9 protein-coding genes and 1 pseudogene are annotated in these 10,806 nt (G+C 67.3%); 1 reads left to right on the forward strand and 9 read right to left on the reverse strand.

The features are described from left to right. Positions 1–386: 386 nt before the first annotated feature. The 9 genes and pseudogenes from E6J58_01220 to E6J58_01260 all read right to left on the reverse strand — a co-directional run bounded on the left by E6J58_01220 (position 387) and on the right by E6J58_01260 (position 9,304). The gene (locus tag E6J58_01220; protein TMB42885.1) at positions 387–968 is read right to left on the reverse strand and encodes a hypothetical protein; all 582 of its coding nucleotides are present in this window, start codon (positions 966–968) and stop codon (positions 387–389) included. Beyond that, positions 968–2,317, reverse strand: a complete 1,350-nt coding sequence (locus E6J58_01225; protein TMB42886.1) for a hypothetical protein — start codon at positions 2,315–2,317, stop codon at positions 968–970. Before E6J58_01225 ends, E6J58_01220 begins: the two co-directional genes overlap by 1 nt. Then, entirely contained in the window at positions 2,314–3,546 is a 1,233-nt protein-coding gene (locus tag E6J58_01230; protein ID TMB42887.1) for a glutathionylspermidine synthase family protein, read from the reverse strand. The genes E6J58_01225 and E6J58_01230 overlap by 4 nt, the downstream gene beginning before the upstream one ends. Then, on the reverse strand, positions 3,543–4,283 hold the full coding sequence (locus E6J58_01235; GenBank protein ID TMB42888.1) for a DUF350 domain-containing protein: 741 nt from the start codon (positions 4,281–4,283) through the stop codon (positions 3,543–3,545). Before E6J58_01235 ends, E6J58_01230 begins: the two co-directional genes overlap by 4 nt. Positions 4,284–4,972: 689 nt before the next feature. Further along, complete coding sequence (tatA, locus tag E6J58_01240) at positions 4,973–5,245, reverse strand: twin-arginine translocase TatA/TatE family subunit (GenBank protein ID TMB42889.1); 273 nt, start codon at positions 5,243–5,245, stop codon at positions 4,973–4,975. A gap of 403 nt (positions 5,246–5,648) precedes the next feature. Beyond that, a complete protein-coding gene (locus E6J58_01245; GenBank protein ID TMB42890.1) occupies positions 5,649–5,918 on the reverse strand; it encodes a hypothetical protein in 270 nt (89 codons plus the stop codon). A 599-nt stretch (positions 5,919–6,517) separates the two neighbouring features. Then, on the reverse strand, positions 6,518–7,726 hold the full coding sequence (locus tag E6J58_01250) for a hypothetical protein (GenBank protein TMB42891.1): 1,209 nt from the start codon (positions 7,724–7,726) through the stop codon (positions 6,518–6,520). A gap of 313 nt (positions 7,727–8,039) precedes the next feature. After that, positions 8,040–8,342, reverse strand: a complete 303-nt coding sequence (locus E6J58_01255) for a hypothetical protein (GenBank protein ID TMB42892.1) — start codon at positions 8,340–8,342, stop codon at positions 8,040–8,042. 166 nt (positions 8,343–8,508) lie between these two features. Continuing rightward, positions 8,509–9,304: pseudogene (locus E6J58_01260) on the reverse strand (Fic family protein). 292 nt (positions 9,305–9,596) lie between these two features. Here E6J58_01260 and E6J58_01265 point away from each other — a divergent pair. Beyond that, positions 9,597–10,806, forward strand: a 1,210-nt coding sequence (locus E6J58_01265) for a GAF domain-containing protein (GenBank protein ID TMB42893.1), incomplete at its 3' end; no start/stop codon positions are given.

Genomic DNA, 10,806 nt, shown 5'->3' on the forward strand with positions numbered 1-10,806 from the left:
CGGGTGGCTGCTGGTGTCCGTCAAGTAATTGAGGTCCTGCGCCTGTCCGCCGCTATAGAGCGCGGCATGGAGCCCGAAGACGTAGGTGTCGGAGGTGCGTCCGGCGAAGTAGCCGTCGAAGTCGGACTTCTGGGGCCGCGCCCTCAACAACTTCGGCGTCATCGGCGGCTGCGTCGGCGCCGGGCCCTACCCGAGGCTGCATTGCAGCGTCGGCCTGCCCGGCGACCTTTCCGTTTCTCGATGGCGACTACGTCCGCGAGCGGAACGATCGCCGTCAGCCGGACGAATCGTTGAAAGGCGGCGCGGGCTTCTTGCTCCGAGGTGGCGGTCCGCAGGCGTGCCTGGGTCCCTTCAAGGAGCTTCGGCAGGTCCACCAATTCGTTCTCTTAAAGGAGCGGCTTGAGGTACTCGTAGCCGCCGCCGTGGACGTCCTCGTCGGAGAGGCCGTCCTGATCGTTGCCGGGGATCAAATAGACCGCGTCGGCTTCGACGTTGGCAAAGTTGAGCATCGGGATGGTGCCGATCAGGCGCCCGAACGTCGTCCGCGTGAAGTACTCCGACTCGGGCATGTCGCAGCGCTCGCCCAACGTCATGTCCGCGTTGCTGTTTTCCTCGAGGAGAAAGATGAGCGTGGCGATCACGTATCGCTTGTCGGCCGAGATGCGGTTGATCTCGTCCGGCGCGTCGCCCAACTCCTCTTTTTCCGTCGCGACCGCGCCCTCGAGCTCGCTGGACCACTCCTCGAACTCGTCCCCGGCGCGGCCGCCGCGGATGAGGTCCCAGAAGCCATAGTCGAAGGCGGAGACCTGCTCGTCGAGTACCGCCGTGACCCGCTTCCAGAAGGCGCGCTTCTCGACGAGCGACTGCTCGCTGGAGGATTGGGCAATGATCTCGTGCAAGCGCCCTCGGAAAGAATCGACGGGGAACGCCTTGATCACGACTTGCACGCCGAAGAACGTCTTGCCCATCAGCTGCTCCCCGATGAACCGGCGCGGCCGAACGAGCCGCTGCGCCCGGTGCGGACGGCGGTGATGGAGCCGGTCGACCTGGATGTGCGCACCGAAACGCGGCCGAAGCCAGAGGGCTTCTGCTTCCCGATGCCGGCACCGCCGCCGAGGGTGCGCGAGGAGAAGATCGTTGGCCGGGGCGCCGGCCGATATTCGGCGCCGCGCGAGACCTGGGGCAGCGGCGATGCGGTGCGCTGGGTGAGCGCAGGCCGTCCCGGCGCAGCCGAGTGCCAGCCATAGGTCTGCCAGAAGAGGAAATGCGTGTGCGCGTGGCCCCCGTAGTAGTAGCCATGACTCTGCGCCTGTTGCGCGGGCGGCATCAGGTCGCTGAGCGGCATCACCTTGACGTCGATCGAGGCGTCGCGGAACGCGACGAAGTCGGCATTGAGATCGTCGAGCTCGCGCATGTCCGACTGATCCGGGGCGATGTAGAGCAGGCGGCGGATGCCCAGTGACTGGAGGTTCGTCGGCGTGGGGAGCCGCGCGACATAGCGGTTGTCGAATTGCGTCTCCTCGTCGGTGTAGCGGGCAAGCCGGTTGCGATCGAGGACGAAGACCGGCGGTGCGCGGCCCGTCCGGGATCCCCGCAGTCGCATGAACAATGGCCGGTAGTACAGGACCGCCCCGAGCGTGAGGTGCGAAGGAACCACTCCCAGGGGATGGGGCCAGTTGTCGAGCACGAACACCGGATCGAAGCCCGGCGCCATGCCGGCCGCGACTGCCACGGAAGTCGGCCCCTGGACGTCGAGGATGACGGCGACGTCCTGCGGCGTCTGCTCGCCCGCAAAGAGCGAGCGGATGGCTGCCCCGCGGAGCACGTCTCGATTCTCGGGTGCGGGGGACAGAGGGGTGAGGGAGGCGCGCAAGCTCGCGCTTCCGGGATCTGCCGGTGATTGAAACAGGGTCGGCACGTAGAAGGGCGCGAGCGTCGCCTGCGCGGGAGCGAGCTCCAGCGCCAATCTGCCGAGCGCATCGCGCCACCCGGCGCCGCCGTCGATGTCCACCGCGCTCGCGTTGGGGAAGCGCAGCGCCGCGCCGGCATGTCCGACATTCCAGCCCTCGCGCCGTTGGAGCTCGAGGGCGTCCATGGTGATGTCCACCTCGTCGCTCTGGCTGAGAAGCCACGCCAAAAGCCCGCCGCCTGCCGCCGGCCCGAGCGTCAGTGCGAGGGCGAGCAGCGCGTTGCGGCGACTGATGCGATCGGGCGCCGAGCGCTGCAGCGACTCCTGCCACCAGCGCGCGCCGACGAGATCGTCGCGGTCGGCGTACATCTGCCGGAAGAACGGTCGCGGCGGGAGGATCTCGGTCATGACGCGATCAACACCGGAGCAGAGAGGGCTGCGCGGTCGGTTCCGTGCGGCGCCAGGCGCGCGTAGAGGCCTGCGGCCTGGCCTCCGACGAGAAAGACGCCGTGGTTCACGGCGCTGATGCCGTCCTCCTGCGGCCGCGGGCAGAAGCGCCGCTGCGCAATCCAGCGGCCTGGCACGGCCATCTCGAGCGAGTCCTTCCAGACGCCGGTCGGCACATTGGCGCCGATGACGACCTCATCACCTTCGCAGCCATAATCCGACTTGATCACCCACTCCTGCTGCTCGGCGATCAGCTGTGCGCGCGGCAGGGTCTCGAGGCGCAGGGTCTGCGGAAGGTAGCGGCGGATCGCGTCGCGGCTCTGCGTGGAGAAGAGCTCGATCTTCTCCCACATCAGCGCCATCGCGCGTTTGTTTTGCGCGACGACTGCGCCGAAAGGATTGATCACCGCGCAGGTGCCGGCGACCGCCGCCCCGAGAATGATCGCGAGCTGTTCGGTGAGGGGCTCTGGATCGGGGACCGGCGGCTCGTCGGCCCAGGCCGGGATCCTTTCGCTCCACCAGTCGGTCTTGTAATGGCGAATGAAGACGTCGCAGGCGGTGTCGAAGAGCCCAGCGCGGTGCCCTCCAAACCGCCGCAGGTTGAAAGGCGACCCGAGCGTGACCTGCCATCCGCGCTCCTCGAACCAGCGGCGGTACAGCAGCACCATCGACAGGTCCTCGGGCATCTCGGTCGGGTAGACGAGGCCGACGGACAGCGGCCGCCTGGTGCCGGCGGAGGCCGCGACCATGGCGCAGAAGCGATCCCCGATGGCCCGGTTGGGATCGGAGAGGTGCGCATGCGCCTCCGCCACCGTTGCATTCAGCAGAACCGCCTCTGCCTCGCCCGTCGGCGTGTCGCAGTTCAGCTCGCAGACCATCGGGCCGCAGTCGGTGAAAAAGACATCGGCTCGGGCGATGCCGTGCCAAAGCGGTGCCGAAGCGCACCAGAGCGCCTGCTGCACGGGCGTCAGGCCGAGGAACGTCGACACGAGGCCGGGGTCGCCCGCGCAAAGAAGGCACAGCTCGTTCCAGGCGGCGGCCATCTCCTCTGCTGCCCGGTAAAGCGCCGCCTGTTCCGATGCGCGCAGCACGATCGGCATTTGCCGGAATCGAGGCTCGCCCTCGAACCAGGGATCGGAGATGACGCCGCCCGCGGTCAGACGCTCAGCGAAGGCGGAATAGTCCGTCATGCGATCCCGGTGAGGAGAAAGGCGGCTGCGAGATACGAGACCGCCTCCACCGCGCTTGCTCCGACGTTGCGTTCCTGCGCAACCAGCCGATCGAGGCCGCCGCCGCGAAGCGCGAACGGCTGTCTCAGCAGCAGCATCTGCACCAGGAGCTGGCGCACCGGGTAGAGCACGAGCACCGAGAGCAGCGCGAGAGCATAGGCTCGCAACGACTGGCCCCAGGCGACAAAATCGCCTTCCGCGGCGTGGCCGACGATGACGGCGATGGCGAGCGTCGCCCCGGCGTAACTGAGTGCCGCGGCCACGTTCTGGCCCATGATTTCCTGATCGTCGGAATACGAGGTGAGCGAGCGAAAGAGCATGAGAAACAGGTGCAGAGTGGCCTGTGCGATGGCGAAGAACACCACGGAGATGCCGAGCGTTCCGACGTCGTCTCCGTATAGGCAGCGCCCGACGATGAGTCCGGTCGCCGCATAATGGGCGGCCGCAGCGACGCCTGCCGCCTCGTTGCCGCGCGCGATCTCGCCCGGCAGCCGGGAGCGCAAAAGCACGCGGATGCCCAACGATCCGACGAGAGCGAGCAGCAGCACGGCGCAGCCGCCGAAGACCGTCGTCCAGAGCAGGTCGGCGCGCCAGTCGTCGCCGTGAACGCAGCCCTGGATGGCCGAGCTGACGATGAATGCCACCCCACAGATGAAACCGGCACGGACGACGCCACGCGCGGCGTTGCGGTGGATCACGTGCGACCGTGTATCACGACCGGATCGGGCGCCGGCGTCGGGGAGGACCGCTCCCTCGCGGAAGACGCGCGCCAACTCATTGACCAGGGTGCGCTGCAGCGACGTTCAAAACAGTAGCGGAATTCGGCCTCGCACTGGCTGATAGTCGGCGGTCGCGGTTTCGCTGCGCCTCTCGGCGCCAGCGTTCCGTGGCGACCTCTGTCCGCCCCTCTGCGCCGGGGCACTCATGTCCGCGCTTGCTATCCGAGTTGAGGAAGCTCGAGGTCCGTGCTTCGGTCGCGACTCGGCGTGCGCTTGATGACCGGAGTCTTCTTCGCCTTCATCGCGTCCGCACGCTTCACCGCGAGCGGGGCAGCGGGGTGGGACCGCGCGGTTGCTGCGTTCAGCCGCTCATGGCTATGCTCGGGCCCCGCGGCGATTGCCGACGGTCCCTGCAAAGACAATGCAGCCGCGACGACGGCCCCGATTTTCCAAGCTCTCATTGGATTCCCCCACTGCTAAACCGGCACAGGAGCACCGGAGTGTCTTTATGCGGTAACATTGGAATCCAAGGCGCAGCAACGGAGCCAAAGGGAGGCTTCGTCACACCCCGCCGCATATAGGGATTACAGGGGCCCTGAGCGTCTCGCTGTCGCGTGCCTCAAGAGCTATCGCGAACAGCTACCTTGCAAGGGCTGATCCCGCTTTTTTTACGAAGGAGACGTCTTCTCGCGGTCGATGGCGGGCGCCGGTTTGCGCTCGGCGGGTGATCCGGCGCTGTCGGACAACTGCGGTGCGACGTCCTTCGGCTCTGCATGCACCGCCGCGCCCACGTCAGCTTCGTCGTGAAGCGAGTTCAGGCCTTTCTTGAAACTCTTCAGCGCCTGGCCAAGGCTAGCGCCGAGCTGTGGCAGCTTGGAGGGGCCAAAGAAGAGCAAGGCCAGCGCGAGCACGACGAGAATCTCTCCGACACCTAGCCTCATTCCGTCCTCCGACGCCTCGCGGCGAGCCGCGCCTCCCGCGGCCCGCAGGAGTGTATCTCCGGAAGGCTCGGCCGGCACCGCCATCGAGATTGAGCGAGCGGTCGCTCTCAGGGCGAGGACCCTTACGAGGCGGAAGGGCCAACCCGAAAGACCTCAGAGACCTGGCGCTGGCGTTCGTCCTCCGTGATCGCGCTGAAGGTGGAGCGATCCGCGGTAGACGACGGTGCCGCCGCCGACCGGTCAGGACCACTCTGAACTGTGGCGGACCCTGATGCATCCGTTCGCGTCGGCGCATTTCGCGCGAACCAAAATGCGCTCCGGAGGGAGCAACCGTCTGCGAAATTGTCGTCGGTGCTCGGCCCGCGCAAAGCTCGCACCGGCGGCCAAGATCACAGGAAAGGCTTCAGCGCAGCGAGCTGGTGCGCTTCAAGTCAATCGCCGCCTGTCCTCCGGGCGTGAGTGGGCCGTGGCGAACGACGACTACCTCTGGGTTCCCGCCGATACCGACTTCGTCGCTGACGGGTCGCGCGACATCCTTCACCAGCGCCTGGAAATTCTTGCCTTCGATGCCGGTCTGGAAGTGCGCAAACCAGTTCGCCGCATCGGCGGCTGAATCCGCCATGCAGTGATGATAGAGGGTGTCGCCGTAACGCCGGACTCCGAATTCGCGCATGCTTCTCTCCTCATTCGGGCGCGAGCAAAGATAGGCATCGAGCAGGCTTGCGGCTCGCCCCGCAAAATAGTTCGCCGATGCGTCAGCGCGCGGCTCGGATGGAAGCGGCTCTCCACCAGCCTTCACTGTTGCAATGCTCGCATTGACCCCAGACGCGGTCGATATCCATCCGCTTTCCGTCGCGCTCTTCGATGTGGCTCAAGTGGCGGCTGGTCTCGGTCACTTTTCCGTAGCACCGCGCGCAGCTTGCGATGCCGCGCTCGTCGACGTGACAGTGCGTCGGGTCCACAAAAGCCAGTATATCACCGCAGCTGAACTTCCCGGTCGGCCGGGCGCCTCGTCATGGGCGGCGCACTTACATGGTTGCGACGGCTGGGCTCCGTGGCGATTCGAGCTGGTCGTTGCACCAAGGATCCGGTCGCGCTCGACGAAGGCACGCGGTCTTGTCGTCGCCGTCGAGGCTCAGATCTCGCGCCGATCGCCCGCGCGCACAATCGCTCGCGGACCGGCACTCTCCGTGATCCGCGAGCGGAAGGGCGAGCCCCTCCCGCTCGCGACGCCTGGAACCGGATTGTCAGATGAGTCGGGGAGACACCCGTCTAGCGGGCGCCCAACAACCCGGGCCACACCCGCCGGGTGCACTCGTCGCTGTTGGCGATCACGGTCCCGTCGGCGCCGACGGTCGCCGCGGTGCTCTTGGTGTCGAACGTGCCGCACGAGAGCCCCGAGGGCGCGACGACCTCGACCGAGGGTCCGCCCGAAGCACCCCGCGGGACGATGCGCGAGGTGAACGCATACGCCTTCCTGCCGCGGACGACGCGGAAATCATGATCCGGACGCGAGGCCAGCCAGTCCGGCGGGGACTTCGGCGCGCCGAGAGGCGGAACGACGGCCACCCACTTTCCGTTCTGCATGACGGCGACTCCGCCGCCGATCAACGACTGCAGGATCGGGGGAGCCGCATTTCCCGCGACGAGGACGAACCAGTCGCCAGGCAGGGAGCCGTCAGGGGCGATCCACCGTCCGAGCAAGTCGCCTGCCGGGCGTCCCGCCACTGCGTCACTCGCGATGGTGATCAGGACGTTGCCTCCGTCGTCCCCAGCGGCCGCGCTCGGGGGCGTCGGGGCGGGCGATCCGCCAACGGACGTGGACCATTTTTGGCTGCCTGCGTCGTCGTACCAGACGACACGGCTCGCGCTTCTCAGTCCGCTGCCGCAATACCCCATGAGCAGGACGCCTCCTGCAGAAGTGCGCTGGAGGGTCGCACTGCAAAGGAAGCCGCCGATATTTTGAGACGGTCCCGAGCCGTCAGGAACGAAGGTCCAGAGGTGCAGATAATCGTTCGGCGGATCGGTGGGGTTGCTCAGGCGGTCGAGGCCGAAGAACCCGCTTTCTCGGGGGATCACCGGGCCGTACGCATGCAGCGTTCCGAGATGCGCGCCGCCGCGGTCGTACGTGGCCCAATTCTTCGAGGTGGTCAGGTCGGAGCTGCCGGAGAGGGCGACGTTCCCCGACGAGTCGGAGGTGCCGGCGAAGCCGCACGCCTCGGCTGGCGGAGCGATCGCGATGGAGGTGGCGTTCGGATCCGCGCTCAGGCCGTCGCACTCGTTCGCGACCGTGCCGCCATCCGTTGCGGGACCACCGTCTGTGCCGCCGTCCGTTGCGGGACCCGCGTCGGTGCCGCCGCCGCCGTTGCCTCCCGCGTCGACCTGGCCCGGACCCGTCGATCTGCTCCCGTTCGACGAGCCGCCGCACCGGATGGTGCCGAGCGCGAGACAGACCCCGAACGCGAACACACGCAGTTTCATGGAGTCCCCGACAAAGAAACGTAGACAGGAGCCCGCAGGCGAGCCAGAGGCGGGCGCTCGCCTGGCCGGTCACGTCGATCGCCGGCGTCTCATTTGGTTGGAGCGGTTGGCGCCGGTGCAAACCCACTCGCGAGCATACGCGTCGGTCCACGGCAAGGATGGTTCGGCGCCCAGGCCCGGCAGGACGACCATTTCTGCAAGGGACCGATCGCGTTCGACGATGGCAGCAGGACGTTCCACTTCGGTGCGCCGGGGACTGAACGCGGCTCAGGCGAAATCGGCGGTGAGCAGCGCCGGCAGCTGATTGAGTCGCTCAATCGTACGGACGACGACGCGCGTAGGCGCTTGCTTCCAGTTGAACCATACGGAGGCGATGCCGGCGCGGCGCGGCGCCAGCACGCGCGACGCGGGCCAGGGCGCGGCGAATCGAGGTGCGATCGGAGACGGTGGCGTTGGTGGCAACCGCGATGCGGTAGCGCGGCGCCAACGCCGCCAGCACGGCCGCGGCGCCGTCGATGACGCGCACCTCGGGCCACAACGCCATGGGCGTATCCGCTGGGCCGTCCTCGGACATGAGCGTGTCGCCCCAGTCGAACAATACCCATGCCAGCGGCATCGCCCGAGCATACGTCGGCGACGGGCTCGTCGCGGGCGCGGATCCCGATCGCGTTCGTTTTGGTTTCAAGATTTCCCAGTCTCTGCCCGCGCATCGCGGCGCGGACTCGCGGCCAATATGTCTCGTCTGGAATTCACCTGGCAGCAGTCGCTCATCTGAGCCGAGGTCATTTCGTGCCGCTTCGCGTTCTTCCCCGCGGCGCGGGCCGCCGCGGCGCGATGACGTCGGCAGGCGTCGCCAGCTCGCGTTCCATCGCGTCGACAAGGTCGAACAGCTCGCGCGCCTCCCATGCCCGGTTTCGGGCGCGATCGTCGTCGCGCGCAGTACGCCCGCTTGCGCGAGGAGGGCGATGGCTTCGTTCGCGGCCTGCCGCGATCGCTGCAGGATTTCGGCCGCCGACCGGAGAGTGATGATGGGGTATGCAGGGAGCAATTGAATGAGCGCCTCCGCGCTCGAATGTCTGCGAGGGCGGCCGGCGCGCTCGCGCCAGGCTCCTTGGAGGCTAGCGAGACGCGAACCCAGCTCCGATGCTTTGGCTGCAGCTCGCTCCGCGGCTCGGGCGAAGGCCAGGGACCAGTCTTCGATGCGTCCGTCCCTATAGGCCCTCAGGCCAGCAATGTACGCCCTCGAATCTCCTGCCAGCACCAGGCTCACCGGGGGGACGAATCGGGGCGCGAGCTCGCGCCGCCGCAGTACGACGTGGATGAGCGCGCGGCCGACGCACCATTGCCGTCGGCGAACGGATGGATGGTCTCGAATTGCGCATGCGCGATCGCAGCCTGGACGAGCGCGGGCATGTCGCTCCGGTTGAGAAATGCGGCAAGGTCTTTCATCAAGTCCGGGACGTACTCAGGTGGTGGCGGCAGGAAATACGCCTGCCCTGGGTTGAACCGGTTATCTCCGATCCAGTTCTGAAGGTCGCGGAGCTTGCCCGCGATGCCGGGGGTCGTGGTCGCGAGCATCAGCACGCCGGCATCAGGCGTGGTCCCTTCGTTGCTCGCTCTGATGCCCCTTTTCGCCTTCCTCAGGCTCGCGGCGCATTCCAGATCCGCGCAAGGGCCATTGCAGCCCGGCGTTGGATTGGCGTCCGACACGCGGTTGCTGCGTTGTCACCTCCGCACTACGGGCGGTCCCATGGCAACGATGGGGCGGGCGCTCGCACGCCCCATCGCGTTCGCAGAAGCCACGCCCCCCGCCGGATGCCAGCCCATGGCTTCTCCCGGTCGCGGAACGTAGCTTCTTCCGGGGTCCAGCGTGGGCGACCACGGTCAGGCTCAGCAGCCGCGGCGGCTGGCGGACTTCATCCGCGAGCGCAGGGAACAGATCATCTCGGATTGGGAGGCGCGCATCCGCCGACTCAAGCCGGCCGAGCGCCTCGAGCGCCCGGTCCTGCTCGATCACATCCCGACGTTCCTCGACGACCTCTGCGAGTACATCAGCGAGGTGCGCGCTGGTCTCGACAGCGCACCCTCGACGCAAACTCCTCCCGCGCATGCCCTCGACCGTCTGGAGCTCGGTTACAACATTCGGGAGATCGTCGCGGAATACAGCACGCTGCGGGAATGCCTGCTCGAGCTGGCCTCGCGCGAGCTGTCGCCGGCGCGATTGTCGGCGGAGATGCCTCGGCTGCACGCGGCCATTGATCTGGCGATCTCCGAATCCGTCACGCGCTTCAGCGGCGCGCACGACCGGACGCTTCGGGCACTCGACCGGATCTCGGCGGCCGCGCTCGAGGAGCCCGAGGTGCTCGGATTCCTCAACAAGCTCCTGAGCGTGCTCCTGGAGACGACCCGCGACGTCGACGTTGTGAAGATCATGCTTCGCGAAGGCGAGGACCTCGTCGTCCGCGTCGCCGCCGGTGGCCTCGAGGAGGACCTGCGGAGCGGGTTCCGTCTGCGGGTCGGCGAAGGCTTCTCTGGGAAGATCGCGGCCGAGCGCAAACCCGCGATGGTGTCGCGGGCGGCCGATGCGAACGTCAAGAGCGAGGCGCTGCGGAAGATCGCGCAGCGCGCCCTGTACGGCGTCCCGCTGCTTCATCGCGAAGACCTCATCGGGATCGCGCTGATGGGTTCGACGACGGCCTTTCAATTCTCCGATGAGGACCTGCTCCTCTTCCGGACGATGACCGGGAGGGCGACTGCGCTCATCGTGCAGGGCCAGTGCCTGGAGCGGGAGAAGGCCGCGCGCGCGGAAGCGGAAGGGTTGGCGAAGGAGCTCGAGGCCTCGCTGGCTCTTCGTGACCACGTGATGGGCGTCCTGAGCCACGACATCCCGCAACCCTCTCGGGGTCATCAAGGTCAGCACGGAGTCCCTGCTCGGCCGCGCGAATCTGAGGGAACGTCAACGGCGCGCGGTCGTCCGCATCTCGACCAACACCGATCGCATCGAGCGGATGATCCGCGATCTCCTCGACTACACGCGTGCACGCGGAACTGGCATCCCCGTCCAGCGCGAGCGCACCAAC

It is taken from the genome of Deltaproteobacteria bacterium, assembly GCA_005879535.1.
GTDB lineage: Bacteria > Myxococcota > Myxococcia > Myxococcales > 40CM-4-68-19 > 40CM-4-68-19.

Coding starts and splice junctions, on each gene's coding strand:
- E6J58_01255 (TMB42892.1), bottom strand. CDS start 8,342: ATGCCGCTGGCATGGGTATTGTTCGACTGGGGCGACACGCTCATGTCC.
- E6J58_01250 (TMB42891.1), bottom strand. CDS start 7,726: ATGAAACTGCGTGTGTTCGCGTTCGGGGTCTGTCTCGCGCTCGGCACC.
- E6J58_01230 (TMB42887.1), bottom strand. CDS start 3,546: ATGACGGACTATTCCGCCTTCGCTGAGCGTCTGACCGCGGGCGGCGTC.
- E6J58_01220 (TMB42885.1), bottom strand. CDS start 968: ATGGGCAAGACGTTCTTCGGCGTGCAAGTCGTGATCAAGGCGTTCCCC.
- tatA (TMB42889.1), bottom strand. CDS start 5,245: ATGAGGCTAGGTGTCGGAGAGATTCTCGTCGTGCTCGCGCTGGCCTTG.
- E6J58_01245 (TMB42890.1), bottom strand. CDS start 5,918: ATGCGCGAATTCGGAGTCCGGCGTTACGGCGACACCCTCTATCATCAC.
- E6J58_01225 (TMB42886.1), bottom strand. CDS start 2,317: ATGACCGAGATCCTCCCGCCGCGACCGTTCTTCCGGCAGATGTACGCC.